Genomic DNA, 24,620 nt, shown 5'->3' with positions numbered 1-24,620 from the left:
TTCTGCACTCCGGGATCATGATCCTCCCCGCATCGGCGGAGCGCTCAGAGAACAGGCTCCCAGCCCGGCTCATACTCCCGGGCCCAGTGCTTTTTCATGATCTCCTCATCGAGAATGTGTCCGCTGGAGGGATCCACCTTCAGGCTTCCGCCCGTCAGATATGCAATATTTGCAAGGTGGTTCAGATGTGAGCTCCCGGCAGCCTCTTTGAGCACCGAATTGGGTTTGGCCTGCCCCCGGACAGTCTGAAAGAAGTTATGGATATGCCTGGTGGTGATATCACCTCCGCCACCCATGCCGGTGGTCACACTTTGAGCGGCTTCCTCTTCCTCTCTGACAAGCTTTCCGTGCAGGTCATATATTTTGTAACCGTTTCTGCTGATGGTGGCGGTTCCCTCTGTTCCGTAAGCCACGTTACCACGTCCCTCCCCATAAATGCTGTGTCCGGTCCGGCTCCTTCCATCCCAGCGAATGGTTTTGCCGCCGGGATACTTCATTCTTACGTCCATGGTATCGTACATGGACCAGTCGTCTTCCCGGTAATAATATTTACCGGCACTGCAATGCACCTCTTCCGGATGGTCCACCTGAAGAATCCAACGGGCCACATCAAACTCATGAGTGGCATTGTTTCCGGTCTCGCCCGTCCCCCAGGGCCAGAACCAGTGCCAGTTATAATCAAAGAGGATATCCATATAATCCTGCCTGGGGGCCGGCCCCTGGAACAGATCCCAGTCAAATCCTTCCGGCGGGGCCATTACCTTCCCCTTCCCGATGGAGGCCCGCCCGTTGGTATAGTGCGCCAGTACCTGGTAAATATCTCCGATCAAGCCATCCTGCAGCTCTTTGACCACTTTGCGGGCGGTGCTTTGCGAACGCTGCTGGGTCCCCATAAAGATCACCTGCGGAAATTTTTTTTCAAACTCCAGAAAAAGCTCTCCCTCTCGCGGATTATGGGTGAGAGGCTTCTCCACATACACATGTTTCCCGGCCTCCAGGGCCAGGAAGGAGCCGGGGGCATGCCAGTGGTCCGGAGTGAGATGAAACACCGCATCCACGCGGCTGTCTGCCAGGATCTCCCTGAAGTCGTTGACAGCCGCAGGCAGGTATCCCAGAGGCTCCTTCAGAGAGGCCGCATACTGATCCCTGCGATCCTTAACCACATCACACACATAGGACACCTCCACCTGGTCCTTCAGGTCCGTGAAAGAGGAGCGGATGGCTTCTGCCCGTCGCATACAGCCGATAATACCCACATTCAGGCGCTCGTTGGCCCCCATAATCCTTCGGTAACTTTTTGCCGAGGCGGCAAGCCCTCCCAGGCTGATCCCTGCAGCCGCTGCGCTGGTTTTTTTTATAAATTCTCTTCTGTTTTCCTTTTTCATCTTTATACTTTTTAATTGATTCTCCCCGGGGCAAATGAAACTCCAATTTCGCACCTCCTTCAGTAATTTCAAAATATATGTTGGATATTCATATTTATTTGGGGTAATTTAGCTTCATACATCTACAGGGTATAAGCTAACTATTCAGCATCTTATGAGCTTAAAAAAATGATTCCACCAGGCCTGATCCTGGCCATCGGGAACTACACCTTTTCCACCATCCTCTGCAGCAAAGAGATAGACGGCACCTGGCTCCCGCCTGAGATTGTGCCCTTCTCAGGCGGACCCGGAGTGGCCGACTTTGAACCGGCATTCTCGCCCGATGGATCCAGGCTTTATTTCCTATCCAGCCGTCCCGACGGAGACGAACCGGCAGGCGACCAGGATATCTGGGTAGTAAAGCGAACTGAGAACGGTGCATGGGGCCTTCCTGAAAACCTTGGAGAACCGGTGAATACCGATGGCGGAGAGTATTTCCCCTCCCTGACCTCCGATGGCACCCTTTATTTTACCCGCGGTCTCAAAGGGAGTGGCCTGAATCAGATTTTCCGCAGCAGATGGGAAAACGGGGCTTTCCAGGAACCTGAACTGCTGCCCGGACAGGTCAATTGCGGGACCAACCGCTACAATGCATTTATCGCACCGGATGAAAGCTATATCATTGTCCCTGCGGTTGGCATGCCTGATGCTTACGATGGGGTCGACTACTACATTATTTTCCGGAATGAGAACGACCAGTGGTCGGAGCCCCTGAATATGGGGGCCCTGGTAAACCGGGACAATGCCCGTGGATATTCGCCCTATGTTTCCCCCGACCAGAAAGCCTTTTTCTTTATGGCTACCCGGACGCAGGAAATAGAAGAAGCCTACTGGTCTTATGAAACCCTGAAGAAACTATATGACTCTCCCGGAAACGGAAATGCCGACATCTACTGGGTAGATGCCGGATTTATTGAACAGCTGAAGGAACAGGCCGGGTTTCCGGATCAGGGCTGAGCAACATTCCCTACTCATAATGTAAGGCCATGGCCGGATTGATCCGGGCCGCCCTGAGAGAGGTAAAGGTAACTGTCACCATGGCGATGATAATGGCAAGCAGTGCCGCCGTCACAAAGAGAAGGGGCTGGAAACCTACGTTATATGGAAAATCGCGCAACCAGTCCTGCATCATCAAGTAGGCCACCGGCATGGCAATCAGGATGGAAATACCAACCGCATAAGCCACACTTTTTGAGATCACCGTGATTATGTTTCTCTCGGTGGCTCCCATCACTCTTCGGATACCTATCTCCCTGATCCGCTTCTGGGAATTGTAAAGCGTGAGGCCGAAGAGTCCCAGCGAAGCAATAAAGATGGCCAGGATGGAGAAGATCATGGTGACAGCCCCGGTCTTTTTCTCTTCGGCATAGTAGCTTTCGAGCTCTTCATCCAGGAAGAAATACTGGAAGGGCTGATCATTGGTAAACTCTTTCCAGACCTGTTCCACATAAGCCAGACCCGCTTCTATATTTTCTTTGCCAGGAGCCAGGCGCACAGTCAGATAACCAGCCCAGTCCCAGTTTTTATCCTTCAGAATGACAATCTGGGCACCCACTTCATGCTTGATAGTAAGAAAATGGTAATCCTTCATAACTCCGACAATCCGCAGCTCTCTGGCATTTTCCGGGTCATCAAAGCCCCACATAATGGATTGGTTGAGCGGATCTTCCAGCTTATACTTCCTCACTGCCGCCTCGTTCACCAGACATGCTGAAGAATCGCTGGAAAACTCTTCTGAAAGATAGCGGCTCTCCGGAGATGCCAGTCCAAAGCGGTAGGTCTCCATAAAATCCTCATCGGTCCAGAAGGTATGGAAAAGCACCGTCTCCTCCAGAGGCCTGCCCTTAATGGCATAGGCATTGTTGTTGTTGGGAGCCCCCAGGTAGGCCGTCGAATTGGTGGCCGAAAGCACTGCTGAATGCGTGAGCAGCTCCTTTTTAAAGGTTTGTATCTCATTTCCGGCTCCCAGGGGATGGATACGCTCCATGACCACCAGCTGCTCCTTATCAAACCCCAGGTCCTTCCTGGTCATATACTGAAACTGCCAGTAGATAACCAGGGTGCCGGCAATGATGATGATGGATATGGAGAACTGGATAATCACCAGGGCATTTCGCAACACCGTGGTCCCGTTTTTTGCCCTTGCATTTCCCTTTAAAGCAAAAATGGGTTTGAAGGATGCCAGTACAAAAGAGGGGTAACTGCCACTGAGCAGACCCACCAGAACAGCCAGGAGAATAAAGGCAGGGATCATGTACCATTTAAAGATATCCCCATACTCGAGATTGAGTCCCACCAGGTTGTTGAAGGGGTGCAGCAGCGCTGTTACCAGAACAAGGGCAATCACCAGGGAGAGCAGGCTGAGAAAAACACTTTCAAACAGGAACTGCTGTATCAGTTGTTTGCGGTCAGATCCCACCACCTTTCTGAGACTTACCTCCTTGGCCCTGCTTAAGGAACGGGCCGTACTCAGGTTCATAAAGTTGATGGAAGCGATCACCAGGACAAAAAAGGCAATGATGCCGAAAATAATCAGGTAGGTACGATTTCCATTGGGACGATAGCCAATGTCGCCGGGTACCTCAATTCCCGAATTCAGATGGATGTCCAGCAGCGGCTGGGGATGGAAGCCATACCTGGCATCCGATCCAAAGAGCTCTTCGGCACTGACCCCCATGATCTGCTGAAGTTCCGGCCCGATATATTTCAGAGTGATGGTTTGCAGCTTTTCATCCAGGAGTTCCGGATCGGCACCCGGCCGCACCAGAAGATAGGTCTGCATATGGTTGTTGAACCAGGAGGTGCGCCTGCTCGATTCATAGGTGGAATAGGAACAAATAAAATCGTAGTCGAAATGGGAGGTGCGCGGCGCCTCCTCCACCACCCCGGTGACCCGGTAGAGTGTGGAATCATTGTTCATGGCAATGGATTTCCCGATGGCATCCCCTTCAGGAAAATACTGCAAGGCCTTGGACCGGGTCAGAACAATGGTATTGGGTTCGTCGAGGCAGGTGTGGGGATCCCCCTGCAAGAGTTTGATGGTGAAAAATTCGAAAAAGGTGGAGTCTGCATAGAGCAGCTGATTTTCCAGGTATTTGTTGGCCGGATCGACCCACATCAGCCGGTTATTGGCCCAATCGAAGCGACAAAACATCTCAACCTCCGGGATATCCTCATAAAAGGCCGGCCCGGTTATGGAGCTGACCCAGGCACCCTTAAACTCCTCACCCGCCATCTTCCCGTCGAGATAAAGCCTGTAGATGTCCGCAGCCCTTTCATTGAACCTGTCGTAGCTGGTTTCGCTAAGGATATACAAGATGATAAAGATGGCACTTGCCAGTCCGATGGCCAGACCTGCGATATTAATGGCATTGAATGCCTTGTTCTTATTCAGACTCCGCAGGGTGACCCGGATGAAATTTTTCCACATGTCTTAAAAGTTTTCTTGTTCTTTACCAGAAACTATGCCAGACCCTCTATTTGTTTGATTATATGACACTTTACTCCGGTTATACTGAGGCTATGATGTACGTTAACGGACAGGTATGTAAGTAAGCGAACACTGGATTATTCAACCCTTTTGCCCTATCTTGTGTTACCACTAAGACGAACACTCCTTAAATATGTTACTATGAAACAAAAGACAGTATCCCGCCGCGAATTTGTGAAACTATCTGCTGCAGCTGCAGCCGGACTCACCATACTGCCGGGCTTCCGTTTCGGACTGGACCAGCTCCCGGCCCCTATGAAGCGAAGCTTTGGTAAGATTCCCTTTGAAGTAAGCACCCTGGGGCTGGGCGGTCAGGCCTCCCTGCAATGGACCCCTGCAGACGTGGATCCGGTTCCCATTATTCTGAAAGCCTTCAGGATGGGGATTAACTATTTTGATACTTCCAACCTGTATGACGGCAGTCAGCTCAACTTCGGGAAGGCCTTCCGGCAGCTGAACCTGATCCCCGGCCAGACGGGCTATGATGAAAATCTGCGTGAATCCATTTTCCTGACCACCAAGACCCATCAACGATGGGCCAAACCAGGTTTCCCTGAGCTGAAGAATGTAAACAACTGGTCCAACGGGGATCCCGCAGGAGGAGCTGTTGCCGATTTGAAACGATCCCTTTCGCAAATGTTTGGAGATGGAAACGGAGCCTACCCCGAAGGATCTTATGTGAATATGGTGCTCACCCATAACCTGAACTTTGTGGAGGAGGTGGATGTGATGTACAGGGGATTGGAAACCCCTCTGAACCAGGAGGAGAATTTAGGCGTGCTGGTGGCACTCCGGGACTACCGTGACGGCACCAACTTTACCGGGTTAAATCCGGCCCATGAGAAGCTGATCCGGCATATCGGACTCTCGGGTCACATCAGCTCCCCGGCGATGATGGATATGATCCGAAGGGATAGCTATGAGATCCTGGATGCCATGCTGGTGGCCATCAACGCCAATGACAGGCTCTACCTGAACCACCAGCACAATGTGATCCCGGTGGCACAGGCAAAAAATATGGGAATCATTGCCATGAAGGTATTTGCCGATGGGGCCATGTACTCCAAATATGCTGACTGGACCAGGGATTCGGATGGGGTGGTTCGAAGCGTGGGAACCAGGGAACTGCCCAGCAAACCCCTGATCGAATATGCGCTTACGACCCCCGGCATTCATACGGCCATTATCGGGATCGGCCAAATCTCGGAGGATCACCTGAAGTGCCAGCTGGTTCAGAACTATTATGCGGCTCAGATAACCCCTGACGGTTTGAGCCGGGAGCAGCGTGAGAAAATCGAGAAAGATGCAAAGCGTGCAAAAGGAGGAAAGACCAATTACTTCCAGCTTCCTGCCAGGGGACTGACCCCGCCCCAGGATATTAAGATCGGCGGGGCCGGGCAGGTGGAGATCAGCTGGAACAGTGCCCTGGCCGCTGACGATCCGCTCTCCCATTACGAAGTGTACCAGGGAGAAAATCTGGTGGCAAACATTTTGCATGAACCCCAGATCAGTATGGAGCCGTTCAGCTACAAAGTCAGCAGCAAAGAAGGAAGCTATAAAGTGGTTACGGTGGACCGGGCGGGCAGGCGGGCCGAAAGTGAGGCCTTAAAGGTTTAGGGATCAGTTTTTCCCGAATCCTTTCCGTTCCATCTTTCCCCACTTATTGCGGTTCAGGATCTTATCGATGTTTCCCTTGATGCTCATCAACATCACCATGGGGTGATAAAACAGGGGTTCCAGGAAGGCGGTTCCCACCAGGCGGAGGACATCCCTTCGTTTCTCATATTTGTGAAAGGTAATCTCCTCAAACAGCACCGACCAGATCGAGAGAGAAACGGCAAAAAAATAGACAAATCCAAAGAGCAGCAGGAAGAAGGGCCAGTTGAGGTTGTTGGTGATCACCAGGTAGATAAACCAGCAGATACCCAGGAATTCGATGATGGGCGCCAGGTACTCAAAGGCCAGCCAGTAGGGATAACCCAGTATCCCCAGTTTTCCATATTTTCTGTTGAAAAAAAGCTTCCGGTGCTTGATCAGGGTTTCCATGGTTCCCCGGGTCCACCGGCTCCGCTGCCTGGCTAGCACCCTGACGGTGGAGGGGACCTCTGTCCAGCAGAGTGGATCGGGAATATAGACCACATCATAGTCCAGGCCATTCTCGGCCATATACCTCCGGATACGGACTACCAGCTCCATATCCTCTCCGACTGTTACGGTACTGTATCCCCCGGCCCTGATCACTATATCCCGGTCGAACATCCCCAGGGCTCCCGAGATCAGCAGCAGACCATCGAGTTCGCTCCAGGCCATCCTTCCCATCAGGAAAGCCCGGGTATACTCCATCACCTGGGCACGGGGCAGAAATTTCCCGGGCAGGTTAATTTTCTGTATATGTCCCTCTGAGATCTCGCAGGAGTTTGCAATGCGAATCACCCCTCCCGCACCGATCACCCTCTTCTCCTTGGCCTCCATAAAGGGCTTGACCAGTTTCAGAAGTGCATCCGGTTCCATGATGGAATCCGCATCGATACTGACCACCAGATCGTTCCTGCAGACATTCAGTCCGGCATTCAGTGAATCGGCCTTCCCTCCGTTGCTTTTATCGATCACCGTCAGTTTCTTAAAGGAGCGGTTCTGGGACTTATAGACCCCTCGGATCCTTTTGCATGGCAGTCTGTAGTCAAAATAATAGTTGACCTTCTCCAGTTCATAGGCTTCTATGATTTTTTCCAGAGAGTCGTCCTTGCTCCCGTCGTTCACAACCACCACCTCGTAATTATTGTAGTAGAGCGAAAGCAGGGTTCTGATGTTGTCAATAATGGTCTCGCTTTCATTGAAGGCCGGGGCTATCACCGAGAGGGATGGTGCCAGGGGGGATGCCACAATGGAGTTATAATCCACGTAGCTGTTCTTCCTCAGGTATTTTCTCAGGGAGATTGCCGAGAAAATGGTAAGAATCAGGTAAGTGGTAAAGATGAGCGCCGTAATAATAAATACAGCGTTCAGCACAAAAAACTTTAATATCTCAAATGCTCGGTCCAAAGCTAGTAGATCCGACCGTCCAATACATGCCGTATAATGATCTGGTAATTTTTATATTCGGATTTAGATTTCATAAGCTTGATCAACATGGAAATACCGGGTTCATCAGTATTCTCCATGGCTTTTGTGGCCTGGATTTGTAACTGTACATCCTCCTCTGTATCCAACACATTCTTCAGAAACTGCAGATTCTTCTCTTCGGGTACTTTGGCAAAAGCGTGCAGGATCTCCAGCTTGTTTTTAAAGGTCTCCTCCGGGTATCTCCGGATCATGGCCGGAAGGGCCATTTTGAGTTCAATGTCGCCGCATACTTTATAGGCCGTATAACGGACCTTTTCATTCTCGTGATTAAAAAGCTCCGGAATCTCCTTTCCCGCTCCCCGTTGCTTGTACCAGGAAACCATCTCCAGTGCAAATATAAGCACGGTGGTATTGGAAGAACTGAACCAACGTTTAAAGTCGGGGACCTCCAGGTCATGCTGGATCTGCATTTCATGCAGGGTCACCTGTTCCCAGAGTGAAAGAGGTTTCTCCAACAAATCGAGGAACTCATAAGGATTTCCGCCCGAGAGCCTTACCATGGCAGTCTGAGCCTCCATCCTCAGGATATTATTACTGGAATTCAGGCTTTTGATGATTTGTTCGTTGGCATCCCAGATATTCATAAAGGCCAGTTCCCTGAATCCTTTGACGTTTTCGTGCCATTTGCGGCTGTAGGCCTTTGCCAGGGAGTCCTTTTTTAAACCCAGCCGGATATAGAGAGCCTGGATGACCTCCCTGATCTCCCCTTTCAGATTAATACTCAGATCGATCATCTGGTCGATCAGGATCTGGCGGTTTATCCGGTTATTGGCCACCCAGTTCAATTCCTTAAATGCTTCCTCCTGTTTCTCTTTGTCAAACAGGTAATCCATCAGCAGCTCCTGGTACATCTCCAACAAATAATCCTTCAGCTCCTGTTCACGCTGTATCCTTCTTCGGTTCAGCAGGATAATGATCAGCAGGGTGATCAGGGTAACAATGGAATACAGGATGACGATGTACAGAACGGTAACCAGGAGGGGGGATTTATCGAAACGGTTCAGAAGCCTCTGGGCATAAACAGAAAGCACATCCGTCGTCTCCTGATCTGCCGGATCGCTTTCCACAATGGCACTATCGGCCTGGAAGGAATTTGTCAACGCCTGGCCACAGGCAGCCGTACCTCCTGAAGCGGCAAAAAGCAGCAACAGCACCAAAACCAGATATGTTTCCTTAATACTCACTGTTTAATTGTAAAATAAGCTCCCACTCTCATATCGAACCGGTGTCTGTGCTCCTGATCGGCATACTCCTCCCAGGCATAGCCGGCCATGGCAAGGAGCCTCACGGCCGGAGATATCTTTTTCGAGAACGAAAGGCGTCCCGAAAGAGCGTTCAGCCGGTCCAGGTCAGAAACCACCAGGATGGGTTCGTCCGGGGCGGTCCCATATCCCAGGCTTAGAGTGAGGTGGTTGAATTTAGAGTCAAAGTATCGTCTTGCGCTCAGATAGTAGGAACCGGAAACTCCGTAATCCTTGAAAAAGATGTAGCTTCTCAGGGAGAACCAGTAATTGCCCACATACTTCTCGGCCGATACAGTGAGAAAGGTAAAATGCCGGTCCCAGTAAAAATATCGCATGCCGGCAGAAAGTGCAAAGCCCCCGGGCAGTACCTGCCACAACTCTGCCGCTACACGGTGTCCGGGGAAAAAGTTGATCTCTCCTCCGGGAGAAAACCCATATCCCAGCAGGGCATAATTCTTTTTCCCCAGGGTCAGATAGGCATCCAGGTTCATCTGAAGATCTGTTTTCTGAGCCAGCTCCCCCGCATGGTAGCCCGCGTTCAGAGAGGGGATCAGAGTCCCATATTTGAAAGGCAGTTCGGCTCCGGCAGTCAGCATGTGCCAGTTACGCAGGTAGGGAACCGAAAAATGGTCGTAGGAATAGTGGGCAAAGATTTCTGTCTGCATGGACAGGGAGCCTGGCCGTTGCAGGGCTACCCTGTATCTTTCAAAGAGACCGGCCGAGTCGGGTCGCAGTTCGGCAGCCTGCTCCGCACAGGCTTCCAGTCGCTCCATATTATTCTGCCAGTAGGCCAGATCCGCACAGGTTTCATAAGCCTCGTAAAGCCCGGGATCTTGCTCAATTACCCGGTCAAGGACCAGATAGGCCGAGTCAAAACCGGATTCCCAACCGTGGATCCTGGCCAGGTAGAGCGCAGCATCGAAATAGTTCTCATTTACCTCCAAAAGACGGTAGCCGATCGATTTGGCCTCTCGGTAATCTCCTGCAACGGCCAGATCGCGCATACGGGCAAACTCCTCTTCAGGACCCGGCTGGACGGGGATATCCTGCGCAGACAGCTGGACCAGGAAAAAAAGTAAAGAGGTGCTATAAAGGGCTGATCTATGCATAAATATATCAATTCTTCCCGAAATGGGAATTAACCATGTCCACAATCTCATCCAGGTCAAAAGGCTTGGTCAGATATCCGCTGGCTCCAAGCTCTTCCGCATGCTTCCTGGTCTCCGCATTGGTAATTCCGGTAACCACGATCACGGGTATCTTCTGCTTCATCTTTGTATTGATATGGCGTATCAGCTCCAATCCCTTGGTATAGGGCATATTGATATCGGTAATGACCAGGTCCACCTTCTTCTCACCAAGAATCCTTATTCCCTGAAATCCGTCCGTGGCCTTGAATACTTCGTAGCCCGCCTTCTTCAGGGAAAATTCAATGGTTCGTAACATCATTGTATTATCTTCACAAACAAGGATATTCATATGCATTCATACTTTCTATGCAAATTACTGGATTATGATTCGATATTGTTCAATGTTTTGGTCAATGTTCAAAATAAATAGATAAACTCCGGGTTTTATATTTTCAATCTCTATCCAGCTCCTTGCCTCCTCAAGCTGCAATAAGAGAATCTCCTTCCCAAGCATGTCCACTACTTTTAACTGAGCCTCCCGGAAGGGCTCCCGGATCGTGATATGGAACCGGTCTCTGCCGGGATTGGGATAAACCGAGGACCTTCCGGCCAGCAGCTCATCCTCTGCATATAAGGGATATCTCACCTCCAGCAGTACGGGAACCAGGGCAGAGCTTGCAGCTCCATCTTCGAGGTAATACATAAAGAAATCACTCCCCTGGAAGCCGGGATCCGGATCATACAGAAAGCTCCCGTCGGGATGGAGAAACAGGCTCCCGTGTCCGGTGATACTCCCAAAGGGGAGGCGGACCTGCATCGTGTTCCCGTCTATGTCGAAATCGTTACGCAACAATCCCATTTCTGGTCCCGGCTCCAGGATATCCCCCGGATTGAGATGAAAGGTATCGGCCAGTCCAATGGGTGGGGAGTTAAACAGTGGTAATCTCTGTTTCATGTAGTGAAAGGTCTGCTTTTTGCGTTCAATGGGAGCTTCGCTGAGGATCTGCTCATAATCCCAGGGGCTCCATTGATATTTTGCGGATTGATATACGTCCTCCTGCAGGACCACAGATACGGCAATCCCGTCGGAAAGTGTATCCCGCCTGTCGATGACCAGGTCCTGCCCTTCCATATGCGACTGATAGTGCATGGCCCGGCCCACCGTGGGAGCCGGAAAATTGATCAGGGTCCAGGGGATCCGGATCTCCATGCTGTCGTTAAACAGCGTAACCGCGTTGAGGAACTGGTAGGGATCCTCCGAAGAGGACATGTTCAGTTCCCCGATATACTGGATACTGTTATAAAAGTAGCTGGTCTGCCACTTTACCGGATTCCAGAGTCCGGCATCACTGGCAGCGGATACCACGGTATCCAGCCTGTCCGGATCCTTAACTCCGAACACATCATAAGAGGGGATCACATAGAGCTGGGCATGCTCACCGGCCATGGGAATCCGGAGAGCAAACTCGGCCCGCAGGGTATCCGGTGCCACTCCGATGGATTGGCCATCGGGGAGTACAGACTCCCCCAGGTTCGATTCGTAGGTATCAAAGGCCACCCAGAGCGTATCCTCCATGTACAAGGCCGTTTTCATAAGAAGGCGCACTCTGAAAAAGGTGTAATCGGAATGCACCTGTATGCTGGTAATGGAACTGTCCGGGTAAGAGGCTGTCTCGGTAAAAGCCGCCGGAGGAGGGGCATAGGCCAGGATGCCGAAATTCTGCTCGGGAGAAGTGATGTTGTGCCACAAATAGCGGTATTGCTTGTCCGAATAAGGGTTTGTGATCCAGGTCTGCTTGAACCATTCGTCAATCAGGGAGAACTGCAGCCCACCTGCACAACCTGAATGTTCTATATTGTCGAACATCCGGATGTTCCATCTCCCCTGCTCCTCCTCGGATATCCCTCCATGGTGCATTCCGGAAGGCGAAAGGTGTCCGCTGCCCCAGCTGGAAGGCACTCCGAATTCGGCAATGATCAGGGGAATATCCTGATAATGAGCCTTCAGGTCCATCAGGTAGCCCAGGTAATTATTGGGCCCCAGGGAATCTGATTCCGCCAGGTACGAAGGGTCCTGAACAATGAAATCGGGATAATAGGGATAGGCATGGTAGCCAATAAAGAAGCCCGGAGAATTTTCTGTACTCAGCAGATTGGCCAGATCGATTTGTTCCAGGTCTTCCGAGCTTCCCTCCAGCAGATGCTCCGTAGGATGATAAATGGGATCCAGGGTGGGCCAGGAGGAGAAACCACAGGGCCTGATCGATTGATAATGCTCCTGTTCATATTGCAGCAGGCCATCCAGACGCTGAGCCAGCCAGACCTCCACCGGATCGCCTGACTGAAGCCGGAAGAAAACTCCGTCATAGCTGGTTTCACCGGGATGAGCCTCATTGCTTAAACGCACCTCTGAGGGATAAATCTCCCTGCCTGGCAGGTAAGCCAGAACCCAGGGGGAGATATCCGAGTTAAAGTCGCCGTAAGCTTTCCCGAAACGGTGCGCAATGCTGATGTCGCCATGGACGGCCGATACCACTTCCCTGATCTCATTGTCGAAAAATGCTGTCTGCCCGTAAAGATCGGCAGCTGTCTCATTCTCCTCAAGCCAGACCCCGTGAATAACCAGCAGGGGATTTTGCGGATGTTCCAGGTTATAGGTCCTTAACTCCTGGTAGAACCTCGGATAATGAAGGGTGTACAAGCGGATGGTATTGTAGCCTGCTTCCTTGATGAGATCAAACCAGCGCCTGTAGTCTTCAGCCGTGGCAGCCAGCTCTCCGGGCTGTGTTCCGGGAACCGCAACTCCCAGGTTGATCCCCTTTATAAAAACCGGGATATAGTTGAACCCGTTCCATATGGCGAACTGGTCTCCTTTTATGGCAAAATCGCCACGATAGGGTTCAGGTTCAGCCACATCCATCATATGCTGAGCAAACCCTGAGCCGAAAAAACCCTGACTTGCAATAAAAAGTGTGAAAAGTGTCAAACGAACAGAAGGCATGGAATTCTTCATTGGCACCAGGATAGGATATGAAAGATCAAAATTAACTCATCTTTCCGAGATATCAGGCTTTTTTATGAATAGTTTTAACCCAGGTCACGGATCAACAGCTCGATGTTCTGAAGCCCTCGCTGCTCCAGGATCAGCTCCTTATTGATCATAACCCGGTCGATGGTCGACTGGTCAAAGTAACGGATGGTGACCAGTTCCAGTCCTGTCTGGTAGGCCACCCTGAACTTCTCCTCCAGCTCATCGATAACCAGCCTTAACCTCCTTTTATCGTTGTTCACGATCATCTTGAAGCTGATGGCCGAGTTCTGCATGAGGTTGATCTTTAATCCATATTTGCTGAAGATTCCGAAAATCTCCTCCAGGTTCCCTTCATTAATAAAAGAAAAATCCAGGGGAGAAATGCGGATCAGTACCTGATCCATTTTAAAAATGAAGGAGGGAGTCAGCCTTTTATAGGAGAGGTTCCCTACCAGGGTCCCGGGTGCATCAGGATCCAGAAATGACTTTACATGCAAATTGATATTCTTGTTCTGAAGGGGCTTAATGGTCTTGGGATGGATCACACTGGTGCCGAAATAGGCCAGTTCAATGGCATCCAGGTAGGAGAGTTCTTTAAGCAGGACGGTGTTTTCAAAATATTTGGGATCTGCATTCAGCACGCCCGGTACATCTTTCCAGATGGTTACACTGTCTGCTTTCAGCAGGTATGCCAGAATGGCCGCGGTATAGTCCGAGCCCTCCCTGCCCAGAGAAGTAGACTGATCATTAATGGTAGAACCCAGAAAACCCTGGGTGATCAGTATCCGCTCCCCGGTAAAGACAAACTGCCCGTTAACCAACTGGTTCGACAGCTCCCAGTCTATTTTTGCCTCACGCCAGGTATTGTCGGTTTTGAGTGAACGGCGGATATCCATCCAGCGGGCAGGGATTTTCACAAGATTCAGGTAATGCGCAATGATGGTGGTCGAAAGCAGCTCCCCGTAACAAATCAGCTGATCGTAGTCAAAATCGTAATTTAGCGTTGGCTCGCCGGCCAGCCGGCCGGCCAGATTTTCAAATAACTGCTCCAGCTCCGCGTATACCCTGGCCTCCTCATTTTCAAAGAGCCCCCGGACCACCTCCAGGTGGAAGGATTTTAACTCTCCGAACTCCTTCTTCAACTGCTCACTCTTCCCGGAAGTGTAAAGATCGATGATCCGCTCCATGGCATTGGTGGTCTTGCCCATGGCCGATACCACCACCACTATCTCCTCCCCGGGGTATCGCCGGAGTATCTCCACCATATTTCTAACGGCCCCGGCGCTCTTCACGGAAGCTCCTCCAAATTTGAATACAAGCATAGCTAATGATTATCTCTGGATAAATGGCAAAATTAACTAAATCTGCATTCTGAGCAACCTGGCCATACGTTCCCCGCATCGCTCCAGGAGCTGTTCCCCATTTTTGAGCGAAGCTTCCAGATCACCGGGTTTTTCCTGAATAGGCATCAGCAGATCAAAACCCATTTCATACAAAACACTGGCACCTTCATCCAGTGTGCCGGCTACCCCGATAACCGGTAAACCTGCCTTCCTGGCTATCTGTGCAACTCCGAAAGGCGTTTTCCCGTATGGGGTCTGGGCATCCATCTTTCCCTCTCCGGTAATTACCAGGTCTGCTTCCCTGATCTTCTCCTCCAGTCCGACCAAAGCGGCAATCATATCAAAGCCCCCTACCAGTCGTGCGCCCAGGAAAGCCATCAAACCTGCTCCCAGTCCGCCGGCCGCCCCCGCGCCGGGAAGCTGATCCACTTCTTTGCCCAGTTGATTCCTGACCAACTCTGCCAGATGAAAAAGATTCCGGTCCAGTTTGCCGGCCATCTCTTCATGGGCCCCTTTTTGCGGGCCATAGGTGAAAGAAGCCCCCCTCGGACCGGTCAGTGGATTATCCACATCGCAGGCCGCCACGATCTCCACCTCAGCCAGCCTGGGATCCAGTCCTTCCATTCCGATCCGGACCACCTCCCCGAGTACACCTCCCCCCTGAACATCCAGGAGTCCGGACTTCCCCCTGAACCTTACCCCGAGTGCCTGGGCCATGCCGGCTCCTCCGTCGTTGGTGGCACTCCCCCCGATACCCAACAGAATTTTTTTCACCCCATGATCCAGGGCATCCCCGATCAACTGTCCGGTACCATAGGTGGAGGTAACCCAGGGATTCCGCTCACCGGCCTTCAGAAGCTCAATGCCCGAGGCGGCGGCCATCTCAATGACAGCGGTCTTTCCATCCCCGGTAATCCCGTAAAAGGAGCCAATCTCCCTCATCAGAGGATCCATTACCTTCAATTCAACCCGCCTGCCTTTAGTGGCATCGATCAGAGCCTCCACGGTTCCTTCGCCCCCATCTGCCATTGGAAGCAGGACGCAGGAAGCATCCGGAAGAATCTTTTGGATCCCCCGGCCCAGGGCGACAGCCACCTCCATGGCGCTCAGCGAGTCCTTAAACGAATCGGGTGCAATCAGAATATTCATCTCCCTTTAAAATTATTGGATTTTTTTGGATATTTTGATCTCTCTTACAAAACTCTGTCCTATGTCTGCCGGAATCCTGGCCCTGCTGGCCGCCCTGCCCATATTCGCTATATTTGTTTTTATGGTGGGTTTTCGCTGGCCCGCCACCAGGGCGATGCCCCTGGCCTTTATCCTTACACTCCTCCTGGCCCTTTTCATCTGGAAAACACCGGGGAACTGGATCGCAGCTGCCTCGCTGAACGGGGTGGTAATCGCCTTTAAGATCCTGTTTATCGTCTTCGGAGCGCTGCTACTGCTCTTTACCCTGCGCGAAAGCGGTGCCATTAAGGCCATTAACCGGGGATTTACCAATATCTCTGCCGACAAGAGAGTGCAGGCCATTATTATTGCCTGGCTTTTTGGCGGTTTTATTGAAGGATCTGCAGGCTTTGGTACTCCGGCTGCACTGGCCGCGCCCCTGCTGCTCTCCCTGGGATTTCCGGCCCTGGCTGCCGTTATGGTGGCCCTGATCGCCAATGTAACTCCCGTATCTTTTGGATCGGTGGGCACCCCCACGCTGTTGGGAATTCAGCCCTCGCTGGACATCCCCTCCGTACAGGAGTACATCGCCCAATCGGGCCTGAGTTATGCAGAGTATATGCAACAAATCGGAGTGTGGACCGCCTTACAGCATGCCCTTCCCGGACTGCTGCTGCCGCTGATCATGGTGGTCATGATGACCCGCTTCTTCGGAGAGAAACGAAGCATCCGGGACGGACTGGCCATCTGGCCCTATGCCCTGTTTGCCGGCTTCTGTTTTGTAGGGCCCTATGTGGCCGTGGCCCTGTTGCTCGGACCCGAGTTCCCCAGCCTGCTGGGAGGATTGCTGGGACTGCTGATCCTTATCCCGGCCACCAGGGCTGGCTTCCTGGTTCCTAAAACCACCTGGAATTTTCCCGACAGGTCGCAATGGGAAAAGAACTGGACAGGAACCATCAGCATGGAAAAACCTGAAGCCGCAAAAAGTTCCATACTAAAAGCCTGGATCCCTTATATGCTGATTGGCCTCTTGCTTGTCCTCACCAGGGTTCGCACCCTCCCTCTCTATGAATGGGTGAAATCGGCAGATATTCCCTATACCGGCCTGTTTGGCACCACGGTCAGCGGCACGATTGATCCGCTGTATAATCCTGGTATCCTTCCATTTATCCTGGTCTCCCTGCTTTGCATCCCCCTCTTCCGGATGAAAAGAAGAGAGATCGGGGCCGCCTGGTCAGAGGCCCTGAGAAGAATCAAGAATCCGGTGATCGCATTGATCTTCGCGGTCCCTATGGTCCGGATCATGATGCAGTCGGGAAATAATCCGGAGGGGATCACGGGCATGCCCATTGCCATGGCTGCTGCCATGAGCAGCATCTTCCAGGGTAGCTGGCCGCTGGTGGACTCCTTCATCGGGGCACTGGGCTCCTTTATGGCCGGATCCAATACGGTTTCCAATATGCTTTTTTCCCTCTTCCAGTTTTCCGTGGCCGAGCAGCTGGGCTTTTCCACCATCCTGATCGTAAGCCTGCAGAACATCGGCGGTGCCATGGGCAATATGATTTGTGTGCACAATGTAATTGCAGCCTGTGCCACGGTGGGGCTGGCCGGAGTGGAAGGCCTGCTGATCCGGCGCAACCTGCTGCCCATGGCCATCGTGGGCGGAATTGTAGGAATTATCGGCCTGATCCTGGTCTATACGGTGGGCCAGGGTATGATCTGAAAAGGCTCACAAAAAAACCTTGTATATTTGCAGGGAATGCGTAAAATAAACCTGAAGGCCAGATATCCCCAAAATTATATTCTCCGGCAACCCCTGTGGGGAACACTGATCCTGTTCTTCTTTTTATCGGTATTTATGGTATTATACCAGCCATTTAATGCCATGGAGAGCCGCTGGTTCAACTTCCGCTCAAGCATGTTGGTTTATGCCTTTACCGTATCTCTGACCGCCTTATTGCTCATCCTCCTTTTAAAAAAGACCCGGTTCTTTGGCCAAAAGAAACACTGGACCCTTGCCCGGGAACTCTTTTTCATCTTCCTGGTGCTACTGGGCATGGGAATTACCCTTTTCCTGCTTGGTTTTGTTCTGGAGGATCACTCTGAGATGAGCCGCTGGAACCTGCAGACTTTCCTTGATTCTTGCAAATAAGCCTTTCTTATCGGAATCCTCCCCTTCGCCCTTTTTACGGGAACGAATTACAGGTACCTGCTGACCGGGGACGGTCCCTCTTTTATAGACCTGGAGGAGGAAAATAAAGATAACACAGAGCCCCTGATCCATGTAAGCTCTTCCCTGAAAAAAGAATCCCTTAGCTTTGAGCTCAGTAAATTGCTTTTTGTGAGCTCAGATGGCAACTATGTGGAGTTCTGCCTCCGGAACGGCAAGCCGGCCAGGAAAATACCCATCCGGAATTCGATCACCAACATTGAACAACAGTTCAGGGACATTCCACATTATTTCAGGTACCACCGGGCCTTCATTGTAAACTTGAAGACCGTAGTATCAAAAAAAGGAAATTCTCTGGGCTACCAGCTTACACTTCAGGATTGCCATCAAAAGATTCCCGTATTCCGCCAGAAGGTCAAAGCCTTTGACAAGCTATACCGCGAAGTGGCCTCTTAGGGCTTTGCCATTTGTCACAACTCCTTGCTTTTTATCTCAGAAAGGGGAGTCCCGTTTGTCACCCGTCACAATTCCTTTCAGAGTATCCCAATAATTTGACAGGTCTTAAAAGCTTTCGTCTATTTGTTTAGTCGATTCATTAACAATGATTTGAAACCAGTCTGGAAAAGATCCGGCTTCAGGAAAAAGCTTCTGTCGAATTGGGAACTATCCAGCTTTCTGAAGAGCGAATCGAGCTTGCTGAAGCAAGCATCATCGGCGAGCGAATCAAAGCCAGGCAGGAGGCCGACAAAACCACCTACTATGTATATAAGCAAATGGAAAAGGTTTCCAGCACGGCTGTGGATCTTTTAAAATACATTCCAGGCATCCAGGTAGACCTTTTTCATAATATCTCCCTGGAAGGCAATAACAGGATCCTGATCCTGGTCAACGGGAAGGAGCGGGATGGAAATTTCCTGAATCAACTGGATCCGGCAAGGATCGATAAAATAGAAATCAGGAACCAGCCTGGTGCTGAATTCAGATCCGGCGTTTCGGGGGTGATCCATGTCATTTTGAAGGACGAAGAAAGACGTGGCATCAGTGGCCACCTCTACAGCGAGATTCCCGTCCGGCAAAATGAGATTTATGCCTTTCCTTCGGCAAACTTCAATCTCTCCTTGAAGAAGGTAAACATCTATGCCTCCTATAGCGGAGAACTCAGTTATTTTGATATTAAGGGAAAAAACAACAGGAACATCACCCTTCCGGATCAGAATATCCTGATTGCCCGCTCCACAAAAAAAAACCAGGAATACTGGTCCCACAAAATCCACTATGGCCTGGACATTCTTCAGGACAAACGGAATAAGATATCTGTATACGGATTCCTGAATCCCTACTCCAGTGAGTTTGACGGATCCGTAAGTTTGATGGAGTACCAGGGAGAATCCCTGATGAACAGCTGGACCGCCAGGCAGGATGACAGAGACCGGAACCTGACGGCCTACGGGACCGCCTATTACAAGCACCTGTTTCGCAAACCGGACAGCGATTTTTCGGTGGATTTGAACTATTACCATTACAGGGGAGAAAATAACAGCTTTCTGGGTGAGGAAAACGGGGAAACACTATGGAGCAATTCCCATCCCATACATCGTTCATTCAGCACACGAATAAATCTTCAGTTAGCCCTGACCGAGGGACTGATGCTAAAAGCATGAATCAGGGAGATGAGTCAGGAGATGAGCGATGCGGACTGGAATACCTTTCAATTCCGCGAACTGATCTCGGCAGGATATGCTTCCCTGGCCTGGAACAGGGAAAAAATTCACCTGAATGGAGGACTAAGGACAGAACATGCCGTTCAGGATCTTCCGGATTCACAATCCATACAGCACCTGGGCCTCTTGCCCCGCTTTTCTGCCAAATTTGAGTTGACCACTAAAAGCACTCTGGGGATATCGTATCAAAAAACTCTGGAAAGACCCTCCATTACGTAACTGAATTCAAATATCAAAGTCCTTGATCCCTACAGTTCAATGCAGGGAAACCCTGAACTGGCACCGGAAACATACCAGGAGCTTTCCCTGGATTACTCCATCCTGTTAAACAACAATTACCTCTCCATGGCCAGCTTTTATAGTCGCTCAGAGAATCGAATGGAATACCTGGCGAGGGTTTCAAATGAGACACATACCAGGTACAGCATGCAAAATCTGGGCCGCATTGACCAGGCCGGAATTAAATTCCTGGGGAGTCTGAAGCCCTTGAAAAATGTTTCCTTCAATCCGTTTATGAAAGTCTATGCGGCATTTTCCAGGGGAAACCAATTGGCCCGTGAGCATGGTATAGAGGATCAGAAAAAAATGGTGCTGGAGTCAGGATTCTCCCTCTCTGCCCTCTTCCGGAAAGATTTTGTTTTAAGTACCATGTTTAAATATAATAGTGCCAGGGTCAGCATCCAGGGGAACTCCTTTGATGATATGCTCTATTTTATTTCACTTGAAAAAACGTTTAAAGACAAGTACATAATAGGGCTGAGCAGTGCTGTCCCCTTCCGTAAAACATTTACCTTCCAGGGCTCTGAGACCAGCATGAGAGCTTACAGCGAATATTCCGAAGGCAATATTCAAATGTCTCTGATTCCCATATGGATAAAATTCAAATACACCTTCTCTTCCGGACGGAAGAATAAGCGGATTGAACGATCGGATGATTTTACGGAAAATACCAGAAGCAAGGGTTTGTTTTAATCCCTCGGGATCCCGTGGAGAAAAGCAGGTCTCATCCAGTATTATCCTTACTTTTACTCCTGTAAACTAAAATGAATGGAATGAACAGAGCCAGTAAAACTATGATCCCGGGCCGGAGCGGGGAGTGGGAACCACTCGGGCCCGGACTTTCCCGGCAGATTCTGGGATGGGACAATCAGATCATGATGGTTAAGGTCCGGTTTGAAAAGGGAGCCGTCGCAGCGCAGCATGCCCACTTTCACACCCAGACCACCTTTTGCCACAGCGGGAAATTTGAATTTTTCATCGATGGAGAAAAGCAGGTGATTGAGGCAGGGGATGGCCTCTATATTGCTCCCAACCTGGTCCACGGTGCGCTGTGTCTGGAAGCTGGCACAGTCCTGGATGTGTTCAGCCCCGTGCGGGAGGATTTCCTGGATGGATCGCAGCCCTCCTACCTAAGCGGAAAATAAGTAAGTTTGCGCTGTTTTAAATTATGATCCGCAATCCTTATTCAAAGCATCCGCTTTTCACTGAACTCAGTGCGTCGCTCAAAGAGGAGAAGCTACCGGTTCAGTACCTGGAAGGACTGGCGGGGTCGGCACGCTCGGCACTGATACAGGCTTGCCTGAACGAACTGAAAGGCTCCCACCTGGTCATCTTCAACGACAAGGAGGAAGCTGCATTTTTCTATACCGACCTGGTGACACTGGAAGGAAGCCCCGACCGAACTCTCTTTTTCCCTTCCTCCTACAGGCGCTCTGTTCAGTATCAGCAGACCGATGAAGCCAACATTATCACCCGGACACAAACCCTGCGAAGACTCTCGGAGCGAAGGGTGGCCAGCTTCATTATTACTTATGCAGAGGCGCTGGTGGAATCGGTGGTGACCAAAAAACAACTGGGGGAAACCACCCTCGAACTAAAAAAGGGGGAGAAAATTGACCGGGAATTCCTGGAGGAAATTCTGCGGACCTATGACTTCCAACTGGTCGATTTTGTGTACGAACCCGGACAGTATTCCATCCGGGGAGGGATCGTGGACGTGTTTTCCTACGCATCATCCCATCCCTGCCGCATCGACTTTTTCGATGAGGAGGTGGACTCCATCCGGACCTTCGATACCGACACCCAACGTTCGCTTGAAACGGTAAAAAAGGTGAATATCATTCCCAATATCCAGTGGGAACACGAGTTGGGCACTGAGCGGATCTCTTTTCTGGACTATATCCCCTCGGGGACCATCCTCTGGCTGGATAACCCCGGACTCATCACCGGGCAGGTACAGTCCCTGTACGACAAAACCGACTTTCACACAGAGGAGGAAAAACCGATCCACAAGGAACTTTTCCTGATTCCCGGAACCAGAATCGGCGAGCAGATGAAGCGCTTCAGCCAGGTGGTTTTCGGGGTTCACCTGAATCAGGATGAAGAACGCTCCTGGCGTTTTAATACGGCTCCTCAACCGGCATTTAACAAAAACTTCGATCTGCTGGCTTCCACCATGAAAGAGCAGACGGCCTCAGGGATCAGCAGCTACCTCCTTTCCGATAATGAGAAGCAGCTGGAGCGATTGCGGGCCATCTTTGAGGAAACAGACCCGGAACTGCAGTACCAGACCCTGTCAAAAACGCTCCACGAAGGGTTTACAGATTATGATCTCAAGCTCTCCTACTACACCGACCACCAGATTTTTGAACGCTATCACAAATTCAGGTTCCACGACCGCTTCAGCAAGAAGGAATCGGTTTCGGTCAAGGAGCTGATCGGCCTTAATCCCGGCGACTACGTCGTGCATGTGGATCACGGGATCGGTATCTTCGGGGGACTCGAAAAGATTGATGTAAACGGAAAGATGCAGGAGGCCATCAAACTGGTCTATAAGGACAAGGATGTACTCTTTGTAAATATCCACTCCCTGCATCGAATCAGCAAATACAAAGGAAAGGATACGGGTCCTCCGAAAATCTATAAGCTGGGGACCGGGGCCTGGCAGAAACTGAAGAGCAACACCAAAAAGAAGGTGCAGGACATTGCCCGGGAACTGATCCTGCTCTATGCCAAAAGAAAGGAACAGCAGGGCTTTGCCTTTTCGGCCGACACCTACCTGCAACAGGAGCTGGAATCCTCCTTTATCTACGAGGACACCCACGACCAGCTTAAAGCTACCGAAGAGGTTAAAGCCGGCATGGAAGCGAAATTCCCCATGGACCGGCTGGTGTGCGGTGATGTGGGATTCGGGAAGACCGAAGTGGCTATCCGGGCAGCCTTCAAGGCCGTTGCCGACAGCAAGCAGGTGGCGGTACTGGTCCCCACCACCATCCTGGCCTTCCAGCATCACAATACCTTCCGGGATCGCCTCAAAGGGCTCCCGTGTACGGTGGATTACCTGAGCCGTTTCCGCAGTCAGGCCGATCAGCGAAAAATTATAACAAAGCTGAAGGAAGGAAAGATCGATATCATCATCGGAACCCATAAGCTAGTGGGTAAGGAGATCGGGTTCAGGGACCTGGGGCTGCTGATTATCGATGAGGAGCAGAAATTCGGAGTGAGCGTCAAGGAGAAGCTGAAGCAGCTGAAACTGAATGTGGATACCCTCACCCTGACGGCCACTCCCATTCCAAGAACCCTGCAGTTCTCGCTGATGGGCTCAAGGGACCTCTCCATCATCAATACCCCCCCGCCTAACCGGCATCCCATTATCACCGAATTACATTCCTTTAACGAGGAGATTATCAGAGAGGCTATTGAATATGAAGTAAGCCGGGGAGGACAGGTCTTCTTTATTCATAACAGGGTGCAGAATATCATGGAGATCCAGGAGATCGTCAACCGGGTGGTCCCCGGAATCCGCTCGGTGGTCGCCCATGGTCAGATGGAAGGAAGAAAGCTGGAATCGCTGATGCTTGATTTTATGCAGGGGGAATACGATGTACTCATTGCCACTACCATTGTGGAATCGGGCCTGGATATCCCCAATGCCAATACAATAATTATCAACAACGGTCAAAACTTCGGATTGAGTGATCTGCATCAGCTCCGGGGCCGTGTAGGGCGTTCAAACAAAAAGGCCTTTTGCTATATTTTTGCCCCGCCCTTAACCATTCTGTCGCAGGAAGCCCGGAGAAGGCTAAAGGCTGTTGAAGAGTTTTCCACGCTGGGAAGCGGGTTTAACATCGCCTTGCAGGACCTGGACATCCGGGGGGCAGGCAACCTGCTGGGAGCTGAACAAAGCGGTTTTATTGCCGATATGGGGTTTGACACCTATAACCGGATTCTCAACGAAGCCATCACCGAACTGAAAGAGACCGAGTTCAGCGGACTCTATGAGCAAGCGGCTGAAAGCAAACAGGAAGACACCCTGTTTCTAACTGACTGCCATATCGATACGGACCTGGAACTGCTTTTCCCGGATCGTTATGTTTCCAACATCAGCGAGCGGGTGGAACTCTACAGGAACCTGGATGCCATCACCGATGAACAGGGGCTGGAGTCCTTCAGGGAGATGCTCCTGGACCGCTTCGGCGCCCTCCCCGCATCTTCTGAAGAATTGCTCAAGGTCGTAAAGCTCCGCTGGCTGGCACAACGCACGGGTGTTGAAAAAATAGTATTGAAAAAGAACGTTCTGATCACGTATTTTGTAAGTAATCCTGAATCGCCCTTTTATCGCTCCGGGAAATTTAAAGAAGTGATCAGGAATATACAGGCCAATCCGGGGATCTTCAGAATGCGGGAAGACCAGGAAAAACTAAGCCTGAGAAGCGAAGCTGTGAACAGTGTGGGTGAAGCCTGTCAGATTTTGGAGAGACTGAGTAACTGATATAAG

General features: G+C 50.9%; 17 protein-coding genes and 1 pseudogene. 9 read left to right on the top strand and 9 right to left on the bottom strand.

The features are described from left to right. Positions 1-44 precede the first annotated feature (44 nt). Positions 45-1,385 carry a Gfo/Idh/MocA family oxidoreductase gene (locus P1P86_07495; protein MDF1575020.1) on the bottom strand — a complete coding sequence of 447 codons (1,341 nt, stop codon included), beginning with the start codon at positions 1,383-1,385 and terminating at the stop codon, positions 45-47. A gap of 168 nt (positions 1,386-1,553) precedes the next feature. Between P1P86_07495 and P1P86_07490 the strand changes: the two genes are divergently transcribed. Next, on the top strand, positions 1,554-2,381 hold the full coding sequence (locus tag P1P86_07490) for a hypothetical protein (GenBank protein ID MDF1575019.1): 828 nt from the start codon (positions 1,554-1,556) through the stop codon (positions 2,379-2,381). A 10-nt stretch (positions 2,382-2,391) separates the two neighbouring features. Here the strand turns inward: P1P86_07490 and P1P86_07485 are convergent, their stop codons facing one another. After that, entirely contained in the window at positions 2,392-4,854 is a 2,463-nt protein-coding gene (locus P1P86_07485; GenBank protein ID MDF1575018.1) for an ABC transporter permease, read from the bottom strand. A gap of 201 nt (positions 4,855-5,055) precedes the next feature. Between P1P86_07485 and P1P86_07480 the strand changes: the two genes are divergently transcribed. After that, complete coding sequence (locus P1P86_07480) at positions 5,056-6,531, top strand: aldo/keto reductase (GenBank protein ID MDF1575017.1); 1,476 nt, start codon at positions 5,056-5,058, stop codon at positions 6,529-6,531. A 3-nt stretch (positions 6,532-6,534) separates the two neighbouring features. On the opposite strand, the gene P1P86_07475 is transcribed toward P1P86_07480, so the two are convergent. From P1P86_07475 to P1P86_07445, 7 genes are all read right to left on the bottom strand, one after another. Continuing rightward, complete coding sequence (locus tag P1P86_07475; protein ID MDF1575016.1) at positions 6,535-7,956, bottom strand: glycosyltransferase; 1,422 nt, start codon at positions 7,954-7,956, stop codon at positions 6,535-6,537. Positions 7,957-7,958: 2 nt separating this feature from the next. Next, positions 7,959-9,221 (bottom strand): HEAT repeat domain-containing protein, encoded by a 1,263-nt coding sequence (locus P1P86_07470; GenBank protein MDF1575015.1) that lies wholly within the window; start codon positions 9,219-9,221, stop codon positions 7,959-7,961. Beyond that, on the bottom strand, positions 9,218-10,390 hold the full coding sequence (locus P1P86_07465; GenBank protein ID MDF1575014.1) for a YaiO family outer membrane beta-barrel protein: 1,173 nt from the start codon (positions 10,388-10,390) through the stop codon (positions 9,218-9,220). The genes P1P86_07470 and P1P86_07465 overlap by 4 nt, the downstream gene beginning before the upstream one ends. A gap of 7 nt (positions 10,391-10,397) precedes the next feature. After that, positions 10,398-10,760 (bottom strand): response regulator, encoded by a 363-nt coding sequence (locus P1P86_07460; GenBank protein MDF1575013.1) that lies wholly within the window; start codon positions 10,758-10,760, stop codon positions 10,398-10,400. Between the two features lie 24 nt (positions 10,761-10,784). After that, positions 10,785-13,424: an Ig-like domain-containing protein gene (locus tag P1P86_07455; GenBank protein MDF1575012.1), complete on the bottom strand. Its 2,640-nt coding sequence runs from the start codon at positions 13,422-13,424 to the stop codon at positions 10,785-10,787. A gap of 74 nt (positions 13,425-13,498) precedes the next feature. Then, positions 13,499-14,764, bottom strand: a complete 1,266-nt coding sequence (locus P1P86_07450) for an aspartate kinase (GenBank protein MDF1575011.1) — start codon at positions 14,762-14,764, stop codon at positions 13,499-13,501. A gap of 36 nt (positions 14,765-14,800) precedes the next feature. Then, positions 14,801-15,934 carry a glycerate kinase gene (locus tag P1P86_07445; GenBank protein MDF1575010.1) on the bottom strand — a complete coding sequence of 378 codons (1,134 nt, stop codon included), beginning with the start codon at positions 15,932-15,934 and terminating at the stop codon, positions 14,801-14,803. Positions 15,935-15,995: 61 nt separating this feature from the next. Here P1P86_07445 and P1P86_07440 point away from each other — a divergent pair, with 61 nt between their 5' ends. The 7 genes and pseudogenes from P1P86_07440 to mfd all read left to right on the top strand — a co-directional run bounded on the left by P1P86_07440 (position 15,996) and on the right by mfd (position 24,614). Next, positions 15,996-17,675 (top strand): L-lactate permease, encoded by a 1,680-nt coding sequence (locus tag P1P86_07440; protein ID MDF1575009.1) that lies wholly within the window; start codon positions 15,996-15,998, stop codon positions 17,673-17,675. Between the two features lie 36 nt (positions 17,676-17,711). Continuing rightward, positions 17,712-18,104 (top strand): hypothetical protein, encoded by a 393-nt coding sequence (locus P1P86_07435; protein ID MDF1575008.1) that lies wholly within the window; start codon positions 17,712-17,714, stop codon positions 18,102-18,104. 144 nt (positions 18,105-18,248) lie between these two features. Beyond that, positions 18,249-18,578, top strand: coding sequence for a LytTR family transcriptional regulator DNA-binding domain-containing protein (locus P1P86_07430; GenBank protein MDF1575007.1), 330 nt, complete (start codon positions 18,249-18,251; stop codon positions 18,576-18,578). A gap of 200 nt (positions 18,579-18,778) precedes the next feature. Then, positions 18,779-19,783, top strand: coding sequence for a hypothetical protein (locus tag P1P86_07425; protein ID MDF1575006.1), 1,005 nt, complete (start codon positions 18,779-18,781; stop codon positions 19,781-19,783). A gap of 21 nt (positions 19,784-19,804) precedes the next feature. Then, positions 19,805-20,815, top strand: a pseudogene (locus tag P1P86_07420) (TonB-dependent receptor). An 80-nt stretch (positions 20,816-20,895) separates the two neighbouring features. Next, the gene (locus tag P1P86_07415; protein ID MDF1575005.1) at positions 20,896-21,267 is read left to right on the top strand and encodes a cupin domain-containing protein; all 372 of its coding nucleotides are present in this window, start codon (positions 20,896-20,898) and stop codon (positions 21,265-21,267) included. A 23-nt stretch (positions 21,268-21,290) separates the two neighbouring features. Continuing rightward, a complete protein-coding gene (gene mfd / locus P1P86_07410; GenBank protein ID MDF1575004.1) occupies positions 21,291-24,614 on the top strand; it encodes a transcription-repair coupling factor in 3,324 nt (1,107 codons plus the stop codon). Positions 24,615-24,620: the final 6 nt, after the last annotated feature.

Source organism: Bacteroidales bacterium (assembly GCA_029210725.1).
Lineage (GTDB): Bacteria > Bacteroidota > Bacteroidia > Bacteroidales.
Note: the sequence above shows the minus strand (reverse complement) of the source record. Positions and strands in the feature narration are given on the sequence as shown.

What these genes read in the sequence shown, in the direction of transcription:
- mfd (MDF1575004.1), top strand. Translation starts at nt 21,291, where the DNA reads ATGATCCGCAATCCTTATTCAAAGCATCCGCTTTTCACTGAACTCAGT.
- P1P86_07435 (MDF1575008.1), top strand. Translation starts at nt 17,712, where the DNA reads ATGCGTAAAATAAACCTGAAGGCCAGATATCCCCAAAATTATATTCTC.
- P1P86_07440 (MDF1575009.1), top strand. Translation starts at nt 15,996, where the DNA reads ATGTCTGCCGGAATCCTGGCCCTGCTGGCCGCCCTGCCCATATTCGCT.
- P1P86_07455 (MDF1575012.1), bottom strand. Translation starts at nt 13,424, where the DNA reads ATGAAGAATTCCATGCCTTCTGTTCGTTTGACACTTTTCACACTTTTT.
- P1P86_07485 (MDF1575018.1), bottom strand. Translation starts at nt 4,854, where the DNA reads ATGTGGAAAAATTTCATCCGGGTCACCCTGCGGAGTCTGAATAAGAAC.
- P1P86_07480 (MDF1575017.1), top strand. Translation starts at nt 5,056, where the DNA reads ATGAAACAAAAGACAGTATCCCGCCGCGAATTTGTGAAACTATCTGCT.
- P1P86_07450 (MDF1575011.1), bottom strand. Translation starts at nt 14,764, where the DNA reads ATGCTTGTATTCAAATTTGGAGGAGCTTCCGTGAAGAGCGCCGGGGCC.
- P1P86_07445 (MDF1575010.1), bottom strand. Translation starts at nt 15,934, where the DNA reads ATGAATATTCTGATTGCACCCGATTCGTTTAAGGACTCGCTGAGCGCC.
- P1P86_07490 (MDF1575019.1), top strand. Translation starts at nt 1,554, where the DNA reads ATGATTCCACCAGGCCTGATCCTGGCCATCGGGAACTACACCTTTTCC.
- P1P86_07465 (MDF1575014.1), bottom strand. Translation starts at nt 10,390, where the DNA reads ATGCATAGATCAGCCCTTTATAGCACCTCTTTACTTTTTTTCCTGGTC.
- P1P86_07415 (MDF1575005.1), top strand. Translation starts at nt 20,896, where the DNA reads ATGAACAGAGCCAGTAAAACTATGATCCCGGGCCGGAGCGGGGAGTGG.
- P1P86_07460 (MDF1575013.1), bottom strand. Translation starts at nt 10,760, where the DNA reads ATGAATATCCTTGTTTGTGAAGATAATACAATGATGTTACGAACCATT.
- P1P86_07495 (MDF1575020.1), bottom strand. Translation starts at nt 1,385, where the DNA reads ATGAAAAAGGAAAACAGAAGAGAATTTATAAAAAAAACCAGCGCAGCG.